Genomic DNA, 25,326 nt, shown 5'->3' with positions numbered 1-25,326 from the left:
CGGTCGTACTCACAGCGTTCGTTCGAATGTCGCCGAAGCGATGTCCGATTCGTGCAACGTGACGGTGATCCCGGCCAGCTCCCGGGCGCCTTCGCCGAGCGCACCCGCGCGCGCCCGGTCCGCGAGCCGGTCGGCGACGACCTTGGCGAGGAACTCCGTCGAGGTGTTGATCCCCGCGAAGGCCGGTTCTTCGTCGAGATTGCGGTAGTTGAGCTCGCTGAGCACGGAGCCGAGTTCTTGGGTCGCCAAGCCGATGTCGACGACGATGTTGTCGGCGTCGAGCTCGGCTCGGCGGAACGTCGCGTCCACCACGAACGTCGCGCCGTGCAGGCGCTGCGCCGGACCGAAGACCTCACCCCGGAAGCTGTGCGCCACCATGATGCGATCGCGGACGGTGATGCTGAACAACGATCCTCCAGAGATCAGTCGGCATAGCGGATGAGGTGGCACAGCGCCGGAAGCTCGCCGTCGGCCAGCCGGGGCAGCACGGCAGGCAATTCCTCGAAATCGCTCTCCCCGGTGATCAACGCGTCGAACCGGGGATCGGCCAGCAGATCCAGTGCCAGCGACAGCCGGTCGGCGAACGTGCGGCGTCCGCGCCGAGCCGCCGAGACCGCGCCCACCTGGCTGCTGCGCACCACCAAGCGCCGGGAATGAAATTCCTCGCCCAGCGGCACGCTGACCCGTCGATCGCCGTACCAGCTGAGCTCGACGACTTCGCCTTCCGGCGCAAGCAATTCCAGCGACCGCGAAAGCCCTTCTTCGGTGGCACTGGCATGGATAACCAGATCGCAGTCGCCGACGGCCGCTTCGGGCGTCGCGAACTCGACGCCCAGCGCCTCGGCGATCCGGGCCCGCCCGGGATCGACGTCCACCAGCTCCACCCGAGCGCCCGGTAACCCGGCAAGCAACCCCGCCGCACAACAACCGACCATCCCGGCCCCGACCACCGCGATCCGATCGCCGAACAGCGGGGCCGCATCCCACATCGCGTTCACGGCGGTTTCCACGGTTCCGGCCAGCACCGCACGCGCCGGGGGCACCGAATCCGGCACCGGGGTCACGGCGCTGGCCGGAACGACGTAGCGAGTCTGATGTGGATAGAGACAGAAAACGATGCGGTCCAGTACATCCGGGGGCCCGTGCTCCACGACTCCGACGTTCAGGTAGCCGTACTTGACCGGCCCGGGGAACTCGCCGGCCTGAAAGGGCGCACGCATCACCGAGTGCTGGCTTTCCGGCACGCCGCCGCGGAACACCAGCGTCTCCGTGCCGCGGCTGACCCCGGAGCACAATGTCCGCACCAGCACCTCGCCGGGACCGGGGGCCGGTATCGTCACCGGCCGGATCTCGCCCATGCCGGCAGAGCGGAGCCAGAAAGCACGTGCACCGAGCTCCATCGGCATCCTCCAAGGACGGGGTCAGTCGACTACCCGGCGCCTTCGCCCGAAGTCGCCACTACGATACGCGCGGGCGTTGTGGACACCGCACGACAGGAGGTGTCGTGAACACGCAGCTAGAACGGCACCTGAGCCCGTTCGGCATGGAGCTCGCCGCCGGTGCTGCCGTCCAACTCGCCCTGCTGGTGTCGCTTGGTGTGAGCGTCGGCCTAGGCCCGCTAGGCTGGCTCGCCGCAACGACGTACGCCGCAGGTTTGTTGATCATCCTCGCCGTCGCCGGGCGCCGCGCGGGGACCCGAGCCCTGGGACCGGCGAACCGAGTCACCCTCGCCCGGGCGACACTCGTCGGCTGCGTGACGGCGCTCGTCGCGGACGGCATTGGCGGGGGACCGCGCACCGCGCTCCTCGTCGCGCTCGCCACGGTGGCACTGATCCTCGACGCAGTCGATGGATACGCTGCTCGGCGTACCGGATCGTCCTCTCCGCTGGGAGCACGATTCGACATGGAAGTCGACGCCTTCCTCATCCTCGTGCTCAGCGTCTTCGTCGCCACGTCGCTGGGTATCTGGGTGTTGGCGATCGGTGCCATGCGGTACGTCTTCGTCGCCGCCGCGTGGATCATGCCCTGGCTGCGCGCACCGCTGCCACCGAGTTTCGCCCGGAAAGCCGTTGCCGCGCTGCAGGGGATCATCCTCGTGATCGCCGGCGCGGGCATCGCTGCTCGGCCAGCCACAGTCGTCGCGGTCGCGGTGGCGTTGGCGCTGCTGCTGTGGTCGTTCGGACGGGACGTCGCATGGCTGTGGCGCACGCGGAAGCGAACGGGGCTCTCACCCCGCACGCGCAGCATTGATTCGAAATAGGTTCTGTTGTTGTCCGTCCTTTCCTGGCCCGGTCAGCCGCGTCGCAGCCGTGGTGCCAGTGCGGTGTGCCGTCGCCCGGAACCGGGAGTGCGGACGGCCTGACCGAGTGCTTTCTTGGAACCCACGAGGACCACGAGCCGCTTGGCGCGGGTGATCGCGGTGTAGAGCAGATTGCGCTGCAACATCATCCAGGCACTGGTCGTCAGCGGGATCACCACGCAGGGGTATTCGCTGCCCTGCGAGCGATGGATGGTCAGCGCGTAGGAGTGCACGAGTTCGTCGAGTTCGGCGAAGTCGTAGTCGATGTCTTCGTCTTCGTCGGTGCGGACCGTGAGGGTCTGGCCCTCGACATCGAGCGCGGTGACGACGCCTTGGGTCCCGTTGAACACGCCATTGGTGCCCTTGTCATAGTTGTTGCGGATCTGGGTGACTTTGTCGCCGACGCGGAACACGCGGCTACCGAACCGCCGCTCCGGCGCGTTCTCCCGCTCTGGCGTGAGATGTTCCTGCAGCAGCTGGTTGAGCGCGCCGGCCCCGGCCGGGCCGCGGTGCATCGGCGCCAGCACCTGCACGTCGGTGCGCGGGTTGAGACCGAACTTGCGGGGGATGCGGCGGCACACCACGTCCACCAGCAGTTCGGCGGTCTGGTCGGCTTCATCCACGGAGAACAGGAAGAAATCGGACAATCCTCTTGTGCGGGGGTAGTTCCCGGCGTTCACGAGGTGCGCGTTGGTGACCACCCCGGACTCCGCGGCCTGCCGGAACACCTCGTTCAACCGCACGTGGGGGAGCGGGGTGTCTTCGGCCAGCAGGTCGCGCAGCACCTCCCCGGCACCCACCGACGGCAGCTGGTCGACATCGCCCACGAACAGCAGGTGAGAGCCCTCGGCCACCGCCTTGACCAGTTTGTTGGCCAGCAGCAGGTCCAGCATGGATGCCTCGTCGACGATCACCAGGTCCGCCTTGAGCGGATTGTCCCGGTCGAATGCGGCGTCCCCGCCGGGCTGCAGTTGTAACAGCCGGTGCACGGTAGCGGCCTCGTGACCGGTGAGTTCGGTGAGCCGTTTGGCCGCGCGCCCGGTCGGGGCGGCCAGCACGACTTTCGCCTGCTTTGCCCGGGCCAGGGCGACGATCGAGCGCACCGTGAAGCTCTTGCCGCAGCCCGGTCCGCCGGTCAGCACGGCGACTTTCTCGGTTAACGCCAGCCGAACCGCGGCTCGTTGCGCATCGGCGAGCTCCACGCCGGTGCTCTGCCGCAACCAGCCGAATGCCTTGTCCCAGTCCACCGACGTGAACACCGACAAGCGATCGCCACCGGTCCTCAGCAGCCGCAGCAACTGGTTGGACAGGGCAACCTCGGCGCGGTGGAACGGCACCAAGTAGATCGCCGGAACCGGATCACCGTCGTCGGTCTGGATCTCTTCGCGGACCACTCCTTCGTCGGTGAGCAATTCCGCGAGGCAGCCGACGATCAGCCGCGAGTCCACCGCGAGAATTTTGGCCGCCTCGGCGATGAGCTCGGTCTCGGGCAGGTAGCAATGGCCGTCGCCGGTGGCCTCTGACAGCGTGAACTGCAGTCCTGCCTTGACCCGCTGCGGCGAGTCGTGCGGAATTCCCACCGCCTGCGCGATGGAGTCCGCGGTCTTGAACCCGATGCCCCACACGTCGGTGGCCAGTCGGTACGGTTCCTCGCGCACCACCCGGATCGCGTCGTCGGCATACTGCTTGTAGATCTTCACCGCCAGCGACGTCGATACCCCGACGCCCTGCAGGAACACCATCACCTCTTTGATCGCCTTCTGTTCCTCCCACGCGTCGGCGATCAGCTTGGTGCGCTTCGGGCCGAGCTTGGGCACTTCGATCAGCCGCTCGGGAGTCTGTTCGATCACCTCTAGCGCGTCGGTGCCGAAGTGGTCGACGATCTTCTCCGCCAGCTTCGGACCGATGCCCTTGATCAGCCCCGAGCCGAGGTAGCGGCGGATGCCCTGCACGGTCGCGGGCAGGACGGTGCGGTAGTCGTCCACGTGGAACTGGCGCCCATATTGTGGGTGCGCGCCCCATCGGCCCCGCATGCGCAGCGCTTCGCCAGGCTGTGCACCGAGCAAGGCGCCGACCACGGTAACGAGATTGCCTCGGCCGGCGTCGATCCTCGCGACCGTGTACCCGGTGTCCTCGTTGGCGAAGGTGATCCGCTCCAGCGTCCCCTCCAGGACGGCGCGTCGCGGCGAGTTTCCCTGCGTTCCCACCTGGCAATACCTACCACGGGACGGGTGGTCTCCGGCGTGGTGGCCCGGCGTCGTCTGACCGGGCGAACACCGTCCGGCGCCGATCCTTCGAGGATGGTCCACTGGGGACTCATGCACCGATATGAAGGGATCGCATATGCGTCCTCTGATCAACGCCACCGTGTTGATAGCCGGCATCGGGATGATCACCGGACTACTCCTGCTCGCGTCCGGTTTGGCCCTGTTCGCCTTTATTCGCAGCATCGCGCCGTGACCGCTCCCGGGCGAGAAATCGGTCAGCGGGGTTTGTAGAGCGCGCTTCCCTGGACGTATTCGTTGTAGGGGATCGTCCAGTCCGGGATGTCGCCGTCCGCCGGTGTCAGCGGCCGGTCGGAACCGATGATCTCCACCGGATCGCCCATCTGCACGAAGTCGAAGTACCACTTGCCGTCGTCCGGCGAGAGGTTGATACATCCGTGCGACACGTTGGCCACGCCCTGTGACCCGACGGTCGCGGCATTGACATGCACGAACTCGCCGTTGTTCGAAATGCGCACCGCGTGCGGGAGAACCTCGTCGTAGTACCCGGGTTCGCCCTTCTGCGGTCCTCCCCAGGTGTCCGAGCGCATCCGCGTCGAGGTGTGCTTCTCGAAGGCCACGTGCATGCCGAATTGGGTCGGATAGGCGCTCCTGCCGTACGAGGCGGGGAACTGCTGGACCTGCTGCCCGTCTTGGAAGACCGTGAACGTGTGATCGTTGACGTCGCCGACCGCGCGCTGGTCCCGCCCGATCACGAAGTTGCTCTCGTGGTCGGCGGCTCCCATGATGCCGCCGCCGGTGTCCACGCCGTACAACCGCGCGCGCACCCGGACGCTGGTTCCGGGTTTCCAGAAGTCCTTGGGACGCCAGTTGACCTGGTCGTCGGCCATCCAGTGGAATGAGCCCTCGGTCGGCACCGACGGTTCGATCGACAGGCGGCGTTCGACGGCGGCTCGGTCGGTCACCGGTTTGCTGAAGTAGATCGATACCGGCATGGCCACCCCGACCGTGTCGCCGTCGGACGGCCGGGTCCGGTCGACGGTGACCGTGTCCACGGGCGTCGCGGTGCTAAATGTCGAGTTCAGCGGGGCCGAGAGCGTGCGGTCCACATCCTGGGCTTGCGCCCGCACGTGGTAGGTCGTAGCGAAACCCAGCGGCGCGGTCGTACGCCACCGGCGACCACCGTCCTCCAGCTGGCCGGGCACCGTCGCTCCCCCGGCGGTCACGGTGACCGAGGTGAGTGTGCCTTGGTGCGCGTTGATGACCAACGGCTCGCTGGGAGCGACGTGCGCGGCTCGGTCCGGTATCGAGGTCGTCACGGTCGCCTCGGACGGCTTCGGTCCGAAGCACGAGGTCAGCGTGCAGGCGAGCACGCCTCCGATGATGATTTGCCACCCTCTTGCGAACCGCATCCCCGCCCCCAGTCCAGTTCCGATCGGCTCGACATCAGAACCACTGTCCGGGGGCAGGGCGAACATCTCAACACGATCATGTGGACGGGACAGCTCAGCCCTCCGCACAGGACTCAACCAGTACCCACATGGGCGACGCCTGCGATCGCACGGACGGTGGTCAGGTCGATCGGCGGGCTCCGAGCTCGCAGGCGCGGTGCGGCGGCTGCGGAACAGGACACGGCCTGTTCGCGGTGGCAAACTGAGGTAGCTGGACGAGCCGGGATCTGCCGCTGATCGGCTGTCTCCCCAGGCGATAAGGGGGGTAACGATGTTCAACACTCCGGAGGAGGTCCTGCGGTTCATCTCCGACGAGGATGTGCAGTTCATCGACGTGCGGTTCTGCGACCTTCCGGGCATCATGCAGCACTTCGCGGTGCCCGCGAAGTCCTTCGCCGCCGAGATGTTCGACGAGGGCATCGCGTTCGACGGGTCGTCGGTGCGTGGTTTCCAGTCGATCCACGAATCGGACATGTTGCTGCTGCCCGACCCCTACACCGCGCGGCTGGATCCGTTCCGCACCGCGAAGACGCTGATCCTCAACTTCTTCGTGCACGACCCGTTCACCTTGCAGCCCTACAGCCGGGACCCGCGCAACATCGCGCGCAAGGCGGAGCAGTACCTCGCCGAATCCGGCATCGCCGACCTCGCCTACTTCGGGCCGGAAGCCGAGTTCTACCTCTTCGACTCGGTGCGGTTCGCCAGCGCGGAGAACACTTCGTTCCACGAGATCGACGCCGTGGAGGGCTGGTGGAACACCGGTCGAGCCGAAGAGGGCGGCAACCAGGGCTACAAGATCAAGTACAAGGCGGGGTACTTTCCCGTCCCGCCCACCGACCACCTGGCGGATCTGCGCGACGAGATCGTGCGGAACCTGATCGATGCGGGTTTCACCGTGGAGAAGGCCCACCACGAAGTCGGCACCGCAGGCCAAGCCGAGATCAACTACAAATTCAATACGCTGCTGCACGCCGCCGACGACCTGCAGCTCTACAAGTACATCGTGAAGAACACCGCGTGGCAGGACGGCAAGACGGCCACGTTCATGCCCAAACCGCTCTTCGGCGACAACGGGTCCGGCATGCACACCCATCAGTCGCTGTGGCTCAACGGCCGGCCGTTGTTCTACGACGAGACGGGCTACGCGGGCCTATCCGATCTAGCACGGCACTACATCGGCGGCATCCTGCACCACGCACCGAGCCTGCTGGGATTCACTAATCCGACGGTCAACTCCTACCACCGCATGGTGCCCGGCTTCGAGGCACCGGTAAACCTCGTCTATTCGCAGCGCAACCGCTCGGCCTGCATCCGCATCCCGGTCACGGGCACCAGCCCGAAGGCCAAGCGGATCGAATTCCGCTGCCCGGACTCGTCCGGGAACCCGTACCTGGCCTTCGCGGCGATGATGCTGGCTGGCCTGGACGGCATCGCCAACAAGATCGAACCGCCGGAGCCCATCGACAAGGACCTCTACGAGCTACCGCCCGAGGAAGCCGGCACCGTCGTGCAGGTTCCCTCCTCGCTGGAGGCCGTGCTGAACAGCCTCGAAGCGGACCATGAGTTCCTGCTGCGTGGTGATGTCTTCACCCCGGACGTGATCGAGACCTGGCTCGCCTTCAAACGAGAGCACGAGATCGACCCCCTGCGACTGCGCCCGACGCCGCACGAGTTCGAGCTCTACTACGACGTGTGACCGTCGTCGGATGCCCGCTGACCAGCGGTTTCGCGTAACCTTCATCGCATGACGCGTGGTATCGAATACCGGAGCACCTACGAGTGGGCCGCCGCCCGGGTGTTCGCCGCACTGATCGACCCCGGCTACCTGGCGGAGCGGCTTCGTGTGCTCGGCGGTGACAACGAATTGATCGAACACACGGCGACCGAGCGCGGCGCGCGGTACCGGATCAGACAGGGCGTTCGCGCCGAGGTCCTCCCGTCACTGGCGCGCAAGGTCATTGGCGGGGACCTGACGATCAACCGCAGCGAGGAGTGGCGCCGTGAGGCCGACGGCGGCTACACGGGTGAAGTGACAGCGGGTGCCACGGTGATGCCCCGCTCGATCGCGGCCTCGCAGTGGTTGCGGGACTTGCCGTCGGAGGGGGGACCGGCGGTGTGCGAGTTCGTCGTCGAGGGCAGCGTGCAGGTGAACATCCCGTTGCTCGGGGGCAAGCTGGAAGACCTCTTCGTCGGTGAGGTGCGCGGCTTGCTGGAAAGCGAGCACCAGTTCACCGTTGACTGGCTGTCCCGGCAGCAATGACGACCGTTGCCCGTGATCGTCCTCAAAGGACAGTGCTCAACGCCGGCGGGGGTTGCGCCACCAGCTCAGCCGAAGCACCGAACGGTTCTCGCTACGGAAGAACTCCACCATCTTCTCTTGTGGGGATCGTTGCTGCGCAGCGGGTTTCGATGACCAGTTAGGGTCGCGAGCGTTGTCGTCCGACGCGGCGGAATCATCAGTCTTCATCACCTCATCCGCCTTTCTCCGGTACGGGTGATGCGGCACCCTCGCGTTCCTTCGAGGTTCCCTCATGCGCGCTGGACGCGCATTTTTGAACCAGCGCAGGCCAAGGAGCGGCTAGACCATCGGCCGGTTGTCACTCCAGGTGGACAAATCGGCACCGTGCGTGGCGTACCACCTCTGCTGGCAGCTCTCCGAACAAAAGTCGTCCGACGGCGAGGTGGAAAGTGGGCGGTTGCATGAGACGCACGGCGTGGGGTCGATGCGTTCGTCGGCCCGGTCGAGGAGAGTGCTCATGACCGACGCACCCCCTCGGTGATCCGTACCGCCGACGGGATTTCGGCGATCCCCGTCGTGGCGCGGTGAACGACGACAAGGGTCGAGATCGCGGCAACGAACGTGAGAGCGAAAACGGTTACCATGTTGCCCTCCTGTACTTCGTCGGCCCAAAACCCTGACCCTGTAAGCGTAACCGCGGAAAGTGACAGCTCAGCGGAGTTTTGGGGCTCGGTCTGTTAAGCATCGCCGGAGACGCTGCCCGCGGTGTTCGGGCTGCCGGGAGGTTGGCACGTTCGGTCCAGCCGTTCTGCCCTGCCTGGCCCACAGTCGGCTGCCGTTGGTTGCGCGGAGTGAGCGCACCTTTCCGCTTCGCTGAGCCCATCGCGATGTCTGTCACGACGCCGTTGCCGAATATTTGTGGCTCTGCAACAAATTGCGCGACGGTCGGCGCGCCAGGTTCGGTTTCGCGGCACCGGGTTCATGGCGGCCTTCTCGGCTGCGGTTTCAAAGCCTTTGCCATGCCATGCATGGGTGAGCTCCTCCCCGGGCGGGTGCCGCGGAGCACTACTACTAGACGGATGTCTACTAAAGGGAAGATTACGATTACCCGTAGGCGATCGTCAAGCAGCCGCGTGGGTATCCGCAGCGGCGAAAAAAGCTGGTGAACTCGACGGCGGCCGCCGTATCAGCGAGCGACAGCCGAACGGGGACGGCGCGGGCCGTGGCATCTGTTGTTCAGTTCCCGTGCAGAAACGTGTAACGGATTCGCGACAGCCCCGATAGCTTTGACATCTGATCGCCCTTGACGCGAGCGGACAGTCTGCCAACTGGAGAGGGGACCGATGCCGGAGCCGATGCGCGCGCCAATGTCGTTGCCGGACAGGGTAGGGGCGGCCGGATGCGTCCGGGCTCCGCGGTTGCCCGAACCCGCGCACTCGACTCCGCCACATCCGAAAGTGCCCGCGACTACGTGGGAGCGGCGGTACCGGTTGGCGGTGATCGTCAGCGACGCGATCGCAACGGCCGTTGCCTCGGCCGTAGGGGCGATCTGGGTGGCGATGCTCGACATCGTGGTGCCTCCGCCGATCGTGTTGGCGGTATTCACCGCCGTGGCGGTGTTGTGGGCACTGTTCGGTTCCTGGAACCTTCGCGTGCTCGGTCAGGGCCACGAGGAGTACCGCCGCCTGGGACGCGGGATTTTCTCGGCCGGGGTCGTCATCGCGGTCGCCGGGCTCGCGGTACCGCCATTGGACGTGCGGCCGTGGGTTTTCGGTGTGTTACCCGCGCTGGCGCTGCTGATGCTTGCCCAGCGCTATCTGCTGCGCCGTTATCTGCACAGCGCCCGCAGCGGCGGCAGGTGCCTGCTTCCGGTGATCGCCGCGGGTAGTGCGCAGACGCTTGGCGACCTGATCGTTCGGACTCGCCAGCAGCCACACGTCGGCTGGCAGGTCCAAGCGCTATGCATCCGGCCCGCGGCGGGTGAGGGGCGGATCAGCGAGGTGGACGGCGTTCCGGTGATCGGAGACGTCGACGAGCTCGCCGACCACGTTCGGCGCGGCGGCTACCGCGTGGTCGCCATCACCGCGGATCCATACTGGACGCCACGCCGTTTGCAGGAGCTGGCGTGGAAGATCGAGAACACCTCCGCCGAAATGGTCGTCGCGCCGGTGCTGATGGAGGTGGCAGGCCCCCGACTGCACGTCTCCTCGGTGCTGGGGATGCCGATGCTGAAGGTGAGCGAACCCTCGTTCACCGGCGGCCGGCGCATCGTCAAGGCGCTCGCCGACTGGGTGAGCGCGTTAGGCCTGCTGGTCCTGATCGCGCCGGTGATGTTGGTGATCAGCCTTGCGGTCAAACTGGCCGACGGCGGCCCGGTGATCTACCGGCAGCGAAGATCGGGCCGCAACGGCAACACGTTCACGATGCTGAAGTTCCGCACGATGGTGGTGGGTGCCGAGGCGATGCGAGCCGCGCTGGGGTCTGCCAACGATGCGGCGGGGCCGATGTTCAAGCTGCATCGCGATCCGCGAGTGACGAAGGTCGGTGCCCTGCTGCGCCGGTACTCGCTCGACGAGCTGCCGCAGCTGCTCAACGTGCTCGCCGGGCACATGTCGCTGGTCGGTCCGCGGCCGCCGCTGCCGGAGGAGACCGCGACCTACGACTTCGAGGTCAAGCGCCGCCTGCTGGTCAAGCCGGGACTCACCGGGCTGTGGCAGGTCAGTGGGCGCAGCGACCTGTCCTGGGCGGAAAGCGTCCGGCTCGACCTGCGGTACGTGGAGAACTGGTCGCTGGCGCTGGACGCGGTCATCCTCTGGAAGACCGTGCGAGCAGTGCTGACCAAACAAGGCGCGTACTAGAAAGTTTCACAGCCCTCAGCACATCGCTATCTCCGGCGGATGATGTCGGCCGCGAGCCCCGCGATGTCGTCGCGATAGCGTTGCGGGGAAAAGGCTTTTCGGGCGTGTTCGACGGCATGTGCCGCGGTGTCGAGAGTTCCCGGCCAGTCGGCCAGGCAATCTCTGATCGCTTCGGCGAGCGCGTCGGGATCGTCTGCGGGCACGATCCGGCCGTACCGGCCCCCCGCGACGGTCTCGGGCAGGCCCTGCACATCGGTCACGATTACCGGAGTTCCGGCCAGCTGCGCCTCCACTGAGGTGTTGCCGAACGGCTCGAACCGGGACGGCACCAGGGCGATGTCGGCGTTTCGGAACGCATCCCAAACATCCGTCCGGAAACCGCGGACGCCGACCACCTCGGTCAGGCCGTGGCGTCGGATCAGATCGTCGAGCTGCCGCTCATACCACTCGTAGCCGGTGAACGCCGAGCCCAGCAGATCGAGGACGACGTCGTGGCCGTCGGCGCGCAAGCGGGCGACCGCACGCACCGCGAGATCGGTGCCCTTCCTCGGCGACAGCCGGCCGACGAGCACGATCCGGACCGGATCGGGGCGCTCGCGGCCGCGCTGCGCTGGATGGTCGGGCCCGGCAACGCCGTTGTAGACCAGCCGGATTCGACGGCGCAGCAAGGGAAGTGGTCGCGTGATGACGCGGGCCGTGGCCTCGCTGTTCGCGACGACCACTGTGGCGCACAGCAGGGGAGCGGCGAGCGCGGCTCTGATCGGCCGCGGCGCGCTGTCCTCCGCTTCGTGCACGTGGGCGATGACCGCTCGTCGGGTCAGCCGAGCGAGCGGCAGCCACAAGGGCACGGTCACGGTGTTGATGTACACCACGTCAGGGCGCGTGCGTCGCAGCAGACGCACCATCGGCGACAATGCTTTCAGGCCATCGAGCAGTAGCCGCAGGAAACCGGCGGGCCGCAGCGCGGCCTTCCGCAGGACCGGGGTCGGGCACAAGACCACCTCCGCGCCCTGCTCGCGAAGTTGGTCGGCGAGTGGCCCTTCCGCAGGCAGCGCTACCACCACCCGCCAGCCCGTAGCGGTCAGCGCGATGACCGATTCCCGAAATATTCGGTCGGATCCGTAAAGCTCGGCCGAGGGATGGACCATCAGCGCGGTTCGGCGGGCCAACGGGGCTCCTGTTCTTCGGTCGAGGTTGTGGTTGGCAGTCCCGAGACGAACTGCCGAGGCTGCCGAGCAAGCGCCGGGGCGGGACCGCGCCGACCGGCCATGCTTGTCCACGCGGCCAGCAGGAAAAGCCACGTACACGCGACATTCGCCGGAGCGCCAAGGCCCTGGGTGAACATCGAGTTGGCGAACAGGCCCGACAGCAGCGCGAGAATCAACATCCGATCCAGTCGCGGCTCGGGTCGCTGGTTGCGCAGTGCGAACGCACCGGTGAAGATGCATCCGAGCAGCAAGAGCCACACCGCCGCGCCCAGCAGGCCGGCGTCGACGAGCAGGTTCACCAGACCGTTATGCCCGCCGCCCAGCCCGATCTCGTCGAGGAACAAGCCCCGCGAGGCGCTGAGGCCGTGGCCGTAGAGCGGGCGTTGGAGAAATGCTTCGAGCGCATAAGCCCACAGGTCCGTTCGCGAATTCAGGGACGCGAGCCGCTCGGCGTTTTCGCCACGGACGAAGAACGACTCGATCAGTGAACCGGCCGCGAGCCAAACCGTGACCAAGGCCACCGACAACGCGACCGCGATCTCCAACCGCCGACTGCCACGCCACCGCAGTCCCGCGATGACCAGGCCCCCGACGATCGCCCCGAGAGCGGCCCCTCGAGTGTTGCTTCCGATCAGCCCCGCGGTGCAGATGGCCAGCAGTACGAGGTAGGCGGGCAGCGGCCAGTGCGGCCCCGGCCGGGCAAGCCGGTGGCCGAAGGCGTAGGCCGTCAAGATCACCACCGCAACGGCCAGGAACTGCCCCGCGTCAACCGGATGCAGGTGCAGCCAGGTGAACCGGTCGGGCTGCGTCGGCAGCCGCGGGAACGGCACGACCACGCCGAAAATGACCGATGCGCTGACCAGAATCGCGAACGCGTGGGCGATGCGGTGCAGTGCGTCCCTGGCGCAGTGCCGGGCGATCGACCTGCTCAGCGCCAGCACGATCACGACCTGGACGGCCCGGACCAGGGCGAGCGAGCGGTAGGGCGAGTACAGCGCCGAAAGCACCAGGACCGCAGCGTAAGCATAGGCCGAACAGGTGATCCAGTCGGCGCGGCGCAGCTGGGAGGTGGGGCGAAAGCGCAGGAACAGAAAGCACGCCACGGCCGCGTAGACGGCGATTTCCAGCAGCACGAACAGGTCGGGCGAGCCCGAGACCGACTGGTCGTCGGCGCGGACACGGAACTTGTAGTCGCTGGCCACGATGAGCGCGAGCGAGCACACCACGGGCCAGCGCTCGGCGTCGAAGGCCCGGCGACGCGTGACGCCGTATCGGCGTCGAAGGGTACTCCAGCTCACGGCCGGTCCTCGGATCAGGCGGGTTCGGGCGCAAGGGCGCCGAAAACGGGTGGGCGGATTCGTGTAACGACTGCCCGTCGTCGACATATTACAAGCTGGGCACCTGATCGAGTGAGTCGCGCGCCATCAGCCGGGCGACTCCTGGCTGCCCATAGCTACCCGGTGCTGCCCTGCGACGAAACGGTGGAACGAAATCATGCGGATTTCGATGATCGGTACTCGTGGCGTGCCCGCGCGTTACGGCGGTTTCGAGACCTGTGTCGAAGAGGTGGGCCGCCGACTCGTCGAGCGCGGACACGAGGTCACCGTGTATTGCAGGGGTGCCGGCGTGCGTAGTGCCCGGGCCGAGAGCCACTGCGGGATGCGCCTCGTGCATCTTCCCGCGCTGCGGCGCAAAACGCTGGAAACGCTGAGCCATACGGCGCTCTCGGCGCTGCACGCGGTGGTTCGCCGCCCGGATGTCGCGGTGGTGTTCAACGCGGCGAACGCGCCGCTGCTGCCCCTGCTGCGGCTTCGCGGAACCCCCACGATCACGCACGTCGACGGCCTGGAGTGGAAACGCGCGAAGTGGGGCCCGGCCGGTTCGGCCTACTACCGGCGGGCCGAGGCACTCGCGGTCCGCTGGTCCGACGCCCTGATCGCCGACGCGTGGGGGATCCAGGACTACTACCGCGACCGTTTCGGAACCGAGACCGAATACATCCCGTACGGGGCACCGATCCTCAGCGAGGTGGGGACCGACGGCATCACCGAACTCGGGCTCCGTCCCCGGCACTACCACCTGGTCGTGGCCAGGTTCGAGCCGGAGAACCATGTGCACGTGGCCGTTGACGGATATCTGCGCAGCAATGCCCGCCATCCGTTGGTCGTGGTGGGATCGGCGCCCTACGCCGACGAATACACCGCGAGCATCAAGCGTGCTGCGAAGCGCAATCCCAACGTCCGCCTGCTCGGCGGGGTTTGGGACCAGAAGCTGCTCGACCAGCTCTACGGCAATGCCTTGACCTACATCCACGGTCATTCGGTCGGCGGTACCAATCCCTCGCTGCTTCGCGCGATGGGTGCCGGCGCCCCGACGTCGGCCTTCGACGTGCGGTTCAACCGCGAGGTCCTCGGCTCGTTCGGCCGCTATTTCCGGGACGCCGCGGACCTGGCGGCGCTGTGCGATGCGGCCGAGGCCGATCCGGCTAGCACGTCGCTGCGTGGGCAGGAACAGGTGCAATCGCTCGACCGCTACACGTGGGACGGGGTAGCGGAGAAGTATGAAGAACTGGCCGCTCGCGTTCTGCTCGGGGGTAAGCGCAAATCCGCGCCGCCCGGGCGTGCGAAGGCGGCAGTCACGACGGCCGTGTCCAGGCAGGAAACCAAGGAGGTGCGATGAATCGACCGCGAAAGCTGTCGTGCGTCGCGGCGGTGGCACTCGCCGCGTTATCGGGATCGGTGGTGCTGGAACAACCTGTTGCCGCCGCCGAGTTGTTGCCGCAGCCAGTCACAGCGGGGGCATTGCCGACCCCGCAGACCGACGGTGTGGTCTTCACGGTCGCCATCGCGGGAAACACCGCCATCGCCGGCGGGAAGTTCAGCAAAGCGCGCCCGGCCGGCGTGGCGCCGGGCGGGCCTGGTGAGGTCACTCGGAACAACCTGCTGGCATTCGATGTGAACACCGGCGAGTTGCTGCCGTGGGCACCGGTGGTCAGCGGCAGCACGTTCGCCGGCACGGATCCGGGACCGTTCTGCAAGTCCGCCGACGGCGGGCGCTGGATCTGCGACACGGTGTTCCGGGTCAAGGTCTCGCCGGACGGGCGAAAGGTCTATGTCGGCGGGGATTTCGACAAGATCGATGGCCAGTGGCGCTCACGCGTGGCGGCCTTCGACAGCGCCACCGGCGTGCTGGATCCGTCCTTCAAACCCAAGGTGGCCGGGCGGGTGCGCGGCCTGTCGGTCACCGCGGACACCGTTTACCTCGGCGGCGGCTTCAACGCCGTCGACGGCGTCTCGCGCACCCGGCTGGCGGCGGTCTCCGTCGGTACCGGAGCACTGCTGCCGTGGGCTCCGACGGCGGACAAGGAGGTCTATGCGGTGCTGGCCGCCCCGGAGCAGGGGCGCACGGTGATCGGGGGAGCCTTCGGCCGCGTCAACGGCCAAAACCGGCACAGCTTGACCGCCGTGGACGCGACCAGCGGTGCCGCCGTGCCGTGGCAATGGGTCACGCCATCTGCCGAGGACACGATCACCGACCTGGCAACCGACGGCACCGGCACGGTTTACCTCAGCTCGTACAACTGGCGCGGAGGCAATCCCAGGCTGGAGGGCCGAGGCGCCATCGATATCGCGACCGGGACGCCCCGGTGGATGGATGGCTGCTACGGAGACACCCAAAGCGTTGCGGTAGCAGCGGGTGTGCTCTACAGCGCTTCGCACTCCCACGACTGCACGGCCATCAACGCCCTTCCCGACGGCGGTTCGCTCGATTACCAGCGACTGCTCGCCGAAACGACAGTGGCCACCGGTACCGCCCAGCGCAGCGTCAACCACGTGCGGGCCGGCGACCCGGTGCCGGAACTGCTGCCGTGGCTGCCCTATACCAACGGCGGACCTTCGAACAGTCCGTGGTTGAACGGGCCGTGGGCCGTGGCCGCCGACGACCACTACGTCGTGGTCGGCGGTGAATTCACGGTGGTCAACGGGGTCGCCCAGCAGTCGCTGACCCGGTTCGCAGCCAGAGGTGTGCCCGGCGCCCTCAACTACGGACCGCAGGTTCCGTTCCAGGCCCCGGACTTGAGTCGGCGCCTCTTCGGCGGAATCGTGATCGAGTGGACCGGCACCTGGGATGCCCAGAACAGCGAGATCCGGTACGAGGTCATGCGCAGTGGGACGGAGAACCCGATCTACACCACCACCAGCAAAGCCTGGCCGTGGACGGTGTCGACGATGAGCTTCACCGACGACCAACCGCCCCAGGGCACGGTCGAATACTGGATCAGGGCAGTCGACGCGGACGGCGCGGTGCTGAGCACCCCGCGCAGCAGCATTTGATCCCGCCAAGAGCGCGGGGACGCCTGAAGCGTCCCCGCGCTCACACACGTGGCCCGCTCAGCACGCCGATGTTTGGGTGGTCGTTCGGATTCACGCCGACGATCCGCGCGACATCCCGGGGCAGGGGCCGGCCGGCCCGGAAACCCGTTGCGGACTCGCGCAGCGAGTAATCGCCTCTGCCGGGATCGCGGAACGGGGCGGGCGACGGTGCGCCCGCCAGGCTGTGGAGATCCTGTCCGGTGCGCTCCCTGAGCCGCGGCAGCGTGAAGATCGTGACGATGTTGCCGGCGCCGAGAGACCAGGTCCCCAGCGGTGCCGATCCGGCTTCCCGCAGGTATGCGTTGCCGTCGCTGGCCGAGATGAACGGCGCGATGGGCTGGGGATACGGCTTATGATCCTCGGCCTCCATGAACGGCTCGGCATCGTGCTGCCTGATCAGGAAGTTGTTCAGCAGCTCGGTGTTCGACGTGACCCAGGACAGGCCCTGTTCCTCGCTGTATCGGTCGGAATGCGGTGACCTCTTGTCGTTGTAGAGCCCGATCGCCAACCCGTTGTCGATCAGGGTGTTGTGCACCAGTCTGACGTGGTCGGAACTGGATATCTTGATCCCGCGCCCGCCGTTGCCGACCACGATGTTCGAGGCGATCAGCGCTCTGGCCGAAACCTCGTAGTACAGGCCGTTCACGACGTTGCCGCGCGCGATGTTGCGGACCACCACGGCATCGGTGCATCCCAGGTCGCACCACCACCCGGTGCCGATGTTGTCCGCGAACGTGTTGTCGGACACCCAAGCCCGCTTCGTGCGCGTCACCTTCGCGCCCGCCGCTCCGATGGCCTCGCCGGTCAAGGAGAAATGCTCGTTGTTGTTGCGCGCAAAAGTGTTCGCGGACAACTTGAGTCCGTCGGCCCGGTTGGCAACCAGGCCGACCAGGCCGTTGTCGAGGAACCGGTTGTGCGTCACGTTCGCATCGGGCTGGAAGATCGCGGCACCGGTGGATGCGGACGCGGCGAACGTGTTGTGCTCCAGCGTGACCGCGGGCGCGTTCACCACGACCATCGCCCCGCGCTGGCCGTACTTCTGAATCGACCCGTAGTGGGCGATCCCGATGCCGCGGAGGGAACTGCCCGCGGCACCAGCGCCATCGAACTGCAGCAGCCAGTCGAACTCGGTCGCCTCGACGAGCCGCCCAGTCGGATCCTCGCCGATCAGCAGTTGCTTGCGCCCGACATCGACGTAGAACGTGCCGACGGTGACCGACCGCCGGTCACCCACTTGCCGAAGCGGTCTGCCGTCGACGAAAGCCATGTCGGGCAGCCCGGCCTGCGGATACGCCGGGTCGATGATCTCGGGCATGAAGCAGGTCCGGCACAGCGGGACGTCCCAGCCGTCGTGCCGCCACGCCTTGCCGTCGCGGACCCACTGCGAGACGACCCGACTGCCCTTGAGCCAGACGCGTTCGTGCGGAAAAGGCTGGATGGACAGCTTCTTGTCGATGATGCCCACTGTTTCCCGGTAAGTACCTTCGCGCAGGACGATCGTGGCGCCGGGCTGCGCCCTGCGCACCGCCTCGCCGAGGCTGCGAAGCGGTCTGGCTTGGTCGCCCGGGGCGTAGTCGTTCCCGTTGGTGGCGACGAAAAGCGCGCCGGGCGGTATCGGGTAGTCCGTCGTGGTGAGTGTCTCGGCGACCGGTTGGGCTGCGCTTGAATCACTCCCGGCCGGATTGCAGGCCGCTAGCAGCACGGTTAAGACGACGAGACTTGATCGAAGCCGGAGATGATGACGAGTGGGTTTCATTTCGGCCCGGGCTCCAACTCGCCGAGCGCGGCGGGGGAGGGCAGCGAGATCCACTGTCGCAGCAGGGTGCTGGACGTGTGGGTGGTGTAGGTGAAGTAGTGGACCCGCGAGCCGACGGCCGAAAGCTTGCGCTCCAACGCTTCGGCGCGCGCAGTGCCGCGCCAGTCGCTGCCTTTGAACAGCACGTCGAACCGAATCTGTGCCCACATCCGGAACTTGTCCTCGTGCTCGTCGGTGACGGCCTCGTCGACGCACCTGATGCTGCGCACGATCTCCAGCCGTTCCTCGAAGGGGATCACCGGGTTCCGGCCCTTCACCTTCAGCAGGACCGCGTCGGTTACCACGCCGGCTACCAGGTGGTCGCATTCCTGACTCGCCCGTTGCAGAATGTTGAGGTGTCCGATGTGGAACATGTCGAAGGCGCCGGGTGCATATCCGATGATGGACATCGTCACCGCCCCCGTTCCGGGGCGCCCGCGGCTCGGTCGAGCCCGGCCATGTCGCCGAACCACTTTGGTAGCGCCGCGACGAGGAAGGCCGCGTTGAACAGGAAGAGCGCGCCGTAGCCGACGGAAAACGCCACCGGGGATCCGAGCAGCAGGAACGCCAGGCACAGCACCCCGTAGTCGGTCGGCAGGACCAGCACCGACCGCAGGGTCGACGGCGGTCTCCCGGTAGGCGGCAATGCGCCGGAGACGGCGCGGTGCGCGCGGCGCAACTGGTCGTTGAGAATCATCGCGAAGAACATGACGGTCTCCACGGCGGCATAGCCGAGCGGGACGAGCAGAAAACCGCTGGGGAGGTCAAAGAACCGGAACGCGCAGATGAGCACGGCGAGGTGCAGCGTGGCGATCTTCGCACTGTCGATCACGTGGTCCAGCCACTCGCCGGCGATGCTGCTGGTTCCCCGCAACCGGGCGAGCTGGCCGTCGGCCGAGTCGAGCGCGTACCCCACTAGCAGCGCCAAGCTCACCGCGATGCCCAGCGGCCAGGACGGTGCCGCGGTGGAAATGGCGATGATGCCGCCGAAGGTGCACGCCGCGCTGACGGCCGTGACCTGGTTCGGGGTCGCCTTGAGGAGGAAGGCTGCCGCGGCGAGGTAGCCACCCGCTTTGCGGTTGACGAACCTCGAGTAGGCCGGCGCTCCCTTGGCCGACTTCTGCGCGGACGGGAGGCGGCGTAACGCGGCGGCGAAGCCGGAATTCGACATGTCGGTGGTGGTCATCGAAGCCTTTCGTTCCTGCACATCAGGTGTGGCAATCGCCGGGACAGCGTGGCGGCGGTGGCGCCGGGCGGAGGAACTTGACAGGCGATCACCATCGTCTTAATACTGGAAAACCGCAGTATCGGTATTTCTCCTCCCGGGTCGTTCTTGCCGGTTGTACTCGCCAGCCGGCCGCACGTCCGCAACGGTGCACAATCGCTGCGCTCACGCGGTATTCGCCGCAGGAGCCCGGCGCGTTACCGACGGGCGCCGGTAGACCCAGAGGAATCCCCCTTTTGGCACACAGAGCGGAATGACGGTCGATGAACGACGCCCACCCGGCACCGACGATCTTCGGTGCGTTGTGGCGGTATCGCTGGCTCTCCCTGGCGATCGTCGCGGTAGTGGTGCTGATCAGCCTGTTGGTCCCGCTGCTGGCCGGCGACGGCCGCAGCGCGCGAGCGCGCATCGTGCTCAAGGCGCCCGATCAGTCCGGCGTGCTGGGGATCGAGATGGCCAGCGAGTCGAGCTTCCTGAGATACGTCAAGCAGCGGGCGTTGTTCGTCACATCGGACCGGGTCCTCGACGACGCGCGCGCCCGGCTGGGCGGTGTCGATTCATTGCTGGAGCTGCGCGGCGCCATCACGGCGGAAGCGTCGTCGAGCGGTGAGTCCATCGAGCTCAACGTCGACGGCCCAGGACTCGAACGCTCCGTGCTGATCGCCAACGCCGTCATCGCCGCCTACCAGGACCAGTCCCGGGCAGAGGTGGCCGCCACCACGGACAAGACGTTGCAAACGCTGATCGCGCAGCGCACGGCAATCGTGGCCGAGGCGGCGGGAAGACCCACCGCGAGCCCGATCAGCTCGGCCGCCGGGCCGACGCTGAGCGACCTGGACAAGCAGATCGCCCGGATCAAGGTGGTGGCCGCTCAGTTCGCCGACGGGGTCTCGTTCGTCGATTTCGCGTCGCCGGACGGTGCGAGCCCCTGGCGAGACCTGCTGCGCGACCTCGCCATCGGCGCTGCCGTCGGGCTGATGATCGCCGCCGCGTTGGCGTGGTTCCGCGCGGATCGTGATCACCGGGTGCGCGATGCCGACGAGCTCACCCGCGTGGTCGAGGAGCCGGTGCTCGGTGAGATCGAGACACTGCCGGCGCAGGCAAGCCTGGCGCTGCGCAGCCCAGGTGTTCCGCCGCTGCGTTCCTACCAACTGGTGGCCTCCGGGCTGCGGACCACGGTGGGCAGCGGCGTCGTGCTGGTGACCGGTGCGTCCGGCGGCGAGGGGACTACGACGACCACACTTCAGATCGCGGGTGCGGCGGCGCGGGACGGCCTGCAGGTGCTGGTGGTCGACGCCGCGATCCGATCCCGCGACCTGTCCCGCATCTTGGGGCTGTCCGACTGGCCCGGGCTGACTTCGATCGCCACCGGGGCCGCGTCGCTGGCCCAGTCGACACATCCGGTACACCTGGGTGACGGGATCGGGTTCAGCGTGGTGCCCGCGGGGCATGAACAGCGCTACTCCCGCGAGCAGCTGCGTTCCGCGCTGCTGCAGCAGGTGATCGCGGAAATGCGAACGCGTTACGACCTGGTGCTGGTGGACCTGCCGCCGCTGATTTCCCAGCCGGAGACGAGCTCATTGATCGGCGTGTCGGACGGCGTGGTGGTGACCGTTCGGCGCGACGGTGATCTCGGTTCGTTGCGCAGACTGCGGGAACAGCTGCACCTGTTCGGCGGGACCATCACCGGGTATGTGCTGACCTTCGCCGGGGCGGCGCCGGTCCCGCGGGGAGCCGATCCCGCGACCCCGCAGCCGACCCGATGACCACGACCGGTGCGTGGGCGTCGCGCCTGCGCGTCGCCTCGAAGGTCGCCGCCCCGATGCTGTCCCAAGGCATCACCGCGGGCACGAGTCTGGTGCTTCAGATCCTGGCCGCACGCGTGCTGGGGCTCGCCGAGTTCGGTTCCTTCGCGCTGCTGCTGGCGCTGCTGGTGACGGCGATCGCGTTGTACACGGGATGGGTGGGTGATTCCCTGGCGGTCCTCGACCGTCACGAACCCGATACGCGTGCGGGCATCGTCACGAGTGCGCTGGGGTGCTGGGTGCTTTGCTTCGCCACCGCGTTCGGAACTGCTCTGGCCGTGCGGGACGGCGAGCTGTTCACCGCACTGGTCTTCGCGATGATGGTGGTGGTGCGGCTCGCCGCGGAGACGGTGCGGCGGCTGCTGATGGCGAGGCTGGAGTTCTGGCGGCTGGTGGTCAACGACACCGCAAACCTGGTCGCGACGGTCCTCGCGCTCGTCCCGTTCGCGCTGGCCGGGTTCACGCTGCAGGCATTGTTTCTGTCGATGGCGGTCGGAGCGGGCGCGGCGGTGCTGCTCGGTGTCGCGCAATTGCCGACCGGGGAACTGCGGCGGCTGCGGGCCGGGATCGCCGGAATTCCGGCGGTGATGTCCTTCGCTGCCTGGCGATCCCTGCAGGCGGCATTGCGGCCCGCCGCGCTCCTGGGTTCGCGAACCGTGGTGTCGGTGGCGGTGTCCACCGCCGCGGTGGGTCTGCTCGAAGCCGGCCGGCTCGTCGTCGCGCCGCTTCAAGTCGTGATCAATGGTGCGGGCGGTTTCCTGCTTTCGAACTTCGCCGCCAGGATGCAGCGCGACGCCGTCAACGCACAGCGGCTTGTCAACCGTGCGACGTGGCTTCTGCTCGCCGGCACCGGCATCGGGGGAGTCGCGCTGACATTGCTCTCGAATCCCCTGGGCCAGCTGCTGACCGGCCGGGCGGTGGACCCGCTGCTGGTCCTCGGGTGGGTCGTGTACCTGATGGTGTGGGCGGCGGGGCTGCCCCACATCACCGAGGTCGTCGCTCGACGGATGTCGCGCGAGATCTTCGTTGTGCGGCTTGTGGATTCGGTGTTGGGCGTCGTGCTGGTCGCCATCGTGTCGGCGCTGTCGGGTTCCGTGGTCGCCGTTCCGTGGCTGCTGGCCTGCGGAGGTGTCTATTCGGCCTGGCAGGTTCGGCGGCTGGCCATTCGCTCGCGGCTGGGTGTGTGATTCCAGGAATCGCGGTTTCCGATTTTGCCTTAAATTGGGAAACCCCTGCTGTCAGGCGTGCCTCACGGGTTCGCCGACCCGGAGGTTGCGTACCTCGGCGCGGAGCTCGCGGATTTCGGCGAGCAGTTGACGTACGTTTTCGCCGTCGTCCCCGCCGCTTTCGCGTTCGCGGCTCACTTGGGATTCCATCGCGGACACGGCGACCGCGATGAAGAGATTGAGGACGGTGAACGTGGTGATGGCGATGTAGCCGATGAAGAAGATCCAGGCGAGGGGTTCCTCGGCCATCACGGCGCGGGCCACTTCGGACCAGGCTTCGCCGGTCATGACCTGGAAAAGGGTGAAAAGGGAGTTGCCGAAGTCGCCGAAGTACTCCGGAGCGATCGTGCTGAACAGCTTGGTGGCGATCACCGCGCCGACGTAGAGAATCAACACGAGCAGGGCGCCGATGGAGGCCATGCCGGGCACTGCTGCCAGCAGCGCGCTAACCACGCGGCGCATGCTCGGAATCACCGAGATCAAGCGCAAGGTGCGCAGGATGCGCAAGGCCCGCAGAACGCCGAAGGCGCCGGTGGTGGGCGGCAGGGCGATGCCGACGACGATGGCGTCGAAGCAGTTCCACGGGTCGCGGAAGAACCGCCAGCCGTAGCCGTAGCAGCGGGCGACGAGTTCGAGGGCGAACATCGCCAGCGCGGTGCGGTCCACCGCGTGCAGCAGCCAGCCGTAGGTGGCCACCAGGGCCGGAGCGGTTTCGCACCCCAACGTGGCTGCGTTGATCAGGATCACCGCAATGATTACGTGCTGGAAGATCGGCGCATCTACCAGCGTGCGGACGCGTTCGCGCGTGCTCACGACAGGACTCCAGGCAAGACCGTGCTCGACAAGATTTCGATCAATGTATCGGGAAGCGTGTTGCGCACGATGACCGGACTGTCACGCAGCGCACGGCCCGCAGTGGGTATGTCGCTACCTACCGTGACCACGGAGAGTGACAAATTCCACGTATAACGGTTTGATCTCATCCGATAGGGGTAACTTGCGCGGGCATGAATACCCTGAAATTGCAACGCTCCGTAATCGTTACCGCCGCTCTGCTGATCGGCGCCGCCGTCTGGGCCCCCGCAGCGGTGGCGTCGCCTTCGACGCAGGATCAGGTCGTCTCGCTGGTGAACAAGGCCCGGACCAAAGCGGGCTGCGGCGCAGTCAAGGCTGACTCCCGGCTCACCTCGGCCGCCGCAGGACACAGTGCAGACATGGCCAGCCGCAACTACTTCGAACACAGCACGCCCGAGGGTGTGTCCTTCTCGCAGCGCATCACCAACGCCGGCTATCCGTCGCCCGGCGCGGAGAACATCGCCAAGGGATACCAGACCGCCCAGGAGGTCATGGACGGGTGGATGAAGTCCGACGGCCACAAGGCCAACATCCTGAACTGCTCCCTCAAGACCATCGGCGTTTCCGTCGACGCCAACGGCTACTACTGGACGCAGGACTTCGGACGCTAGGAGTAACGGGCCGGGCGGAGAGGACTGGACCACTTTAGGCCGCGTGTCGGCACCGTTATAGAAGTGCGCCGCAGAATGCATGATCCTGCCGCCACGAATTGGCAGTTCTCGTCGGCACCACGATTCGCCGATGAATTGACCGAAGAATCGGCCACGCATGCGGCCGATGTGGCCTTGGCGGGGCTCGCCGACTGCTGAGGCCGCGCGGGTCCTGGTTGGTCCGGCTTACCAAAGCGCGGTAGCAGAGTTATCCTTCACCTGCGATGGGATCCACGCGACCGAGGAGGTGTCGGGTGGCCCAGGCAAGGTCGACATGCGTATCGGTTGCGTGGGGTGCAGCCGATATTGGCGGCAGTGCGGCCTTATCCGGTCGCCCCGCTTGGTCGACTCTCGCGAGAGGCCGGCGAGGATCAACTGGGGACGCCAGGGTGACGTGCTCGCCCGGTGATGTTTCTTCCCGCCTTCCCGGGAAGTTCTCGATACCTCCGATCGCATTGAGCCACCAGCAGCCGCCGCGCAGCCGGCGGGCCGGTCGGGAAACGATTGCTCGTTCCTGCGGTGAAGACCCAGCCGTCGTCGGCGACCATCGGCATCCGGGGTCGAGACGAGAGATGAATACGCGACCACGTTTCGGCGGGAATTGCGATCGGTATGCGGCGAAGATTCGGGACTAGGAGGTGAATCCGATGGCGACCAGCACGGTGGAGCTATCGGTACTGGTGAGCGAGCTTGGGTTGGACAAGCAGAACAAGGCGATTTTGGGTCGACTCGTCGCCCACGGAGGCCTCGGGTACGCCGAGGAAGGAGCCGACGGCCGCATGCACGGCCGGATCCGGATCCCGCTCGATGAGCTGGTCTGGGACCCCTCGATCCTCGTCATGCCCCGCGGCGGCGACCTCGAGCTCGAGATCATCAACGATGACCAGAACACCCATTGCGCGCTGTTGCCGAGCAATGGCGACCGGCAATTCATCTGGTTGCCGGTCCAATCACGAGGAACGGCCAGTCTCAACCTCGATGGCCCGGGTTACTACTGGTACACGTCGCCTATCGGCAACGATGAAGGACGCGGCCTGATCGGGGTCATCGCGGTGCTCGGCGACGTTCCGCAGGAGGCCCGCCTCGACCGTCCGGCCCAGCCGAGACCATAGAAAGG

The 25,326-nt window shown here is 66.9% G+C and carries 21 protein-coding genes; 10 read left to right on the top strand and 11 right to left on the bottom strand.

Annotated elements, in window-relative coordinates:
• Positions 1 to 9: 9 nt before the first annotated feature.
• Together BJ970_RS29920 and BJ970_RS29915 are read right to left on the bottom strand one after the other, a co-directional pair.
• Positions 10 to 408, bottom strand: coding sequence for a 6-pyruvoyl trahydropterin synthase family protein (locus BJ970_RS29920; protein ID WP_184730446.1), 399 nt, complete (start codon positions 406 to 408; stop codon positions 10 to 12).
• A gap of 14 nt (positions 409 to 422) precedes the next feature.
• Positions 423 to 1,400, bottom strand: coding sequence for a zinc-dependent alcohol dehydrogenase (locus BJ970_RS29915; RefSeq protein WP_184730444.1), 978 nt, complete (start codon positions 1,398 to 1,400; stop codon positions 423 to 425).
• A gap of 104 nt (positions 1,401 to 1,504) precedes the next feature.
• Between BJ970_RS29915 and BJ970_RS29910 the strand changes: the two genes are divergently transcribed.
• Positions 1,505 to 2,260, top strand: a complete 756-nt coding sequence (locus BJ970_RS29910) for a CDP-alcohol phosphatidyltransferase family protein (protein ID WP_376775149.1) — start codon at positions 1,505 to 1,507, stop codon at positions 2,258 to 2,260.
• Between the two features lie 32 nt (positions 2,261 to 2,292).
• Here the strand turns inward: BJ970_RS29910 and recD2 are convergent, their stop codons facing one another.
• Positions 2,293 to 4,506, bottom strand: coding sequence for an SF1B family DNA helicase RecD2 (gene recD2, locus BJ970_RS29905; RefSeq protein WP_184730442.1), 2,214 nt, complete (start codon positions 4,504 to 4,506; stop codon positions 2,293 to 2,295).
• 275 nt (positions 4,507 to 4,781) lie between these two features.
• Positions 4,782 to 6,002 carry a L,D-transpeptidase gene (locus BJ970_RS29900; protein WP_246471894.1) on the bottom strand — a complete coding sequence of 407 codons (1,221 nt, stop codon included), beginning with the start codon at positions 6,000 to 6,002 and terminating at the stop codon, positions 4,782 to 4,784.
• A gap of 244 nt (positions 6,003 to 6,246) precedes the next feature.
• Here BJ970_RS29900 and glnA point away from each other — a divergent pair, with 244 nt between their 5' ends.
• Both glnA and BJ970_RS29890 read left to right on the top strand, forming a co-directional pair.
• The gene (gene glnA, locus BJ970_RS29895) at positions 6,247 to 7,671 is read left to right on the top strand and encodes a type I glutamate--ammonia ligase (RefSeq protein WP_184730440.1); all 1,425 of its coding nucleotides are present in this window, start codon (positions 6,247 to 6,249) and stop codon (positions 7,669 to 7,671) included.
• 48 nt (positions 7,672 to 7,719) lie between these two features.
• Positions 7,720 to 8,235, top strand: a complete 516-nt coding sequence (locus BJ970_RS29890) for a DUF2505 domain-containing protein (protein WP_184730438.1) — start codon at positions 7,720 to 7,722, stop codon at positions 8,233 to 8,235.
• A gap of 494 nt (positions 8,236 to 8,729) precedes the next feature.
• Here BJ970_RS29890 and BJ970_RS39140 read toward each other — a convergent pair whose 3' ends face one another.
• Entirely contained in the window at positions 8,730 to 8,858 is a 129-nt protein-coding gene (locus tag BJ970_RS39140) for a hypothetical protein (RefSeq protein ID WP_281399647.1), read from the bottom strand.
• A 699-nt stretch (positions 8,859 to 9,557) separates the two neighbouring features.
• Between BJ970_RS39140 and BJ970_RS29885 the strand changes: the two genes are divergently transcribed.
• Positions 9,558 to 11,072, top strand: a complete 1,515-nt coding sequence (locus BJ970_RS29885) for a sugar transferase (protein ID WP_184730436.1) — start codon at positions 9,558 to 9,560, stop codon at positions 11,070 to 11,072.
• A 26-nt stretch (positions 11,073 to 11,098) separates the two neighbouring features.
• On the opposite strand, the gene BJ970_RS29880 is transcribed toward BJ970_RS29885, so the two are convergent.
• Positions 11,099 to 12,241 carry a glycosyltransferase gene (locus BJ970_RS29880; protein ID WP_246471893.1) on the bottom strand — a complete coding sequence of 381 codons (1,143 nt, stop codon included), beginning with the start codon at positions 12,239 to 12,241 and terminating at the stop codon, positions 11,099 to 11,101.
• On the bottom strand, positions 12,220 to 13,578 hold the full coding sequence (locus BJ970_RS29875) for an O-antigen ligase family protein (RefSeq protein ID WP_312864543.1): 1,359 nt from the start codon (positions 13,576 to 13,578) through the stop codon (positions 12,220 to 12,222). Before BJ970_RS29875 ends, BJ970_RS29880 begins: the two co-directional genes overlap by 22 nt.
• Before the next feature lie 196 nt (positions 13,579 to 13,774).
• Between BJ970_RS29875 and BJ970_RS29870 the strand changes: the two genes are divergently transcribed.
• Entirely contained in the window at positions 13,775 to 14,959 is a 1,185-nt protein-coding gene (locus BJ970_RS29870) for a DUF1972 domain-containing protein (protein WP_184730432.1), read from the top strand.
• Positions 14,956 to 16,614 carry a PQQ-binding-like beta-propeller repeat protein gene (locus tag BJ970_RS29865; protein WP_184730430.1) on the top strand — a complete coding sequence of 553 codons (1,659 nt, stop codon included), beginning with the start codon at positions 14,956 to 14,958 and terminating at the stop codon, positions 16,612 to 16,614. Before BJ970_RS29870 ends, BJ970_RS29865 begins: the two co-directional genes overlap by 4 nt.
• Before the next feature lie 40 nt (positions 16,615 to 16,654).
• Here BJ970_RS29865 and BJ970_RS29860 read toward each other — a convergent pair whose 3' ends face one another.
• The 3 genes from BJ970_RS29860 to BJ970_RS29850 are packed head-to-tail and all read right to left on the bottom strand — an operon-like array spanning position 16,655 to position 19,634.
• Positions 16,655 to 18,355, bottom strand: coding sequence for a right-handed parallel beta-helix repeat-containing protein (locus BJ970_RS29860; protein ID WP_312864542.1), 1,701 nt, complete (start codon positions 18,353 to 18,355; stop codon positions 16,655 to 16,657).
• Between the two features lie 50 nt (positions 18,356 to 18,405).
• Positions 18,406 to 18,858, bottom strand: a complete 453-nt coding sequence (locus BJ970_RS29855) for an FAD synthase family protein (RefSeq protein WP_184730426.1) — start codon at positions 18,856 to 18,858, stop codon at positions 18,406 to 18,408.
• A gap of 2 nt (positions 18,859 to 18,860) precedes the next feature.
• Positions 18,861 to 19,634, bottom strand: coding sequence for a CDP-alcohol phosphatidyltransferase family protein (locus BJ970_RS29850; RefSeq protein WP_184730424.1), 774 nt, complete (start codon positions 19,632 to 19,634; stop codon positions 18,861 to 18,863).
• 302 nt (positions 19,635 to 19,936) lie between these two features.
• Between BJ970_RS29850 and BJ970_RS29845 the strand changes: the two genes are divergently transcribed.
• Together BJ970_RS29845 and BJ970_RS29840 are read left to right on the top strand one after the other, a co-directional pair.
• Positions 19,937 to 21,439, top strand: a complete 1,503-nt coding sequence (locus BJ970_RS29845; protein WP_184730422.1) for an AAA family ATPase — start codon at positions 19,937 to 19,939, stop codon at positions 21,437 to 21,439.
• Positions 21,436 to 22,665: a polysaccharide biosynthesis protein gene (locus BJ970_RS29840; RefSeq protein WP_246471892.1), complete on the top strand. Its 1,230-nt coding sequence runs from the start codon at positions 21,436 to 21,438 to the stop codon at positions 22,663 to 22,665. The genes BJ970_RS29845 and BJ970_RS29840 overlap by 4 nt, the downstream gene beginning before the upstream one ends.
• A gap of 51 nt (positions 22,666 to 22,716) precedes the next feature.
• Here BJ970_RS29840 and BJ970_RS29835 read toward each other — a convergent pair whose 3' ends face one another.
• Complete coding sequence (locus BJ970_RS29835) at positions 22,717 to 23,517, bottom strand: ion transporter (protein WP_184730420.1); 801 nt, start codon at positions 23,515 to 23,517, stop codon at positions 22,717 to 22,719.
• A 194-nt stretch (positions 23,518 to 23,711) separates the two neighbouring features.
• On the opposite strand from BJ970_RS29835, the gene BJ970_RS29830 reads away from it, so the two are divergent.
• Together BJ970_RS29830 and BJ970_RS29825 are read left to right on the top strand one after the other, a co-directional pair.
• On the top strand, positions 23,712 to 24,170 hold the full coding sequence (locus tag BJ970_RS29830) for a CAP domain-containing protein (protein ID WP_184730418.1): 459 nt from the start codon (positions 23,712 to 23,714) through the stop codon (positions 24,168 to 24,170).
• Positions 24,171 to 24,856: 686 nt separating this feature from the next.
• Positions 24,857 to 25,321, top strand: coding sequence for an MSMEG_3727 family PQQ-associated protein (locus tag BJ970_RS29825; protein ID WP_184730416.1), 465 nt, complete (start codon positions 24,857 to 24,859; stop codon positions 25,319 to 25,321).
• The last annotated feature ends 5 nt before the right edge of the window (positions 25,322 to 25,326 follow it).

It is taken from the genome of Saccharopolyspora phatthalungensis, from assembly GCF_014203395.1.
GTDB lineage: Bacteria > Actinomycetota > Actinomycetes > Mycobacteriales > Pseudonocardiaceae > Saccharopolyspora > Saccharopolyspora phatthalungensis.
Note: the sequence above shows the minus strand (reverse complement) of the source record. Positions and strands in the feature narration are given on the sequence as shown.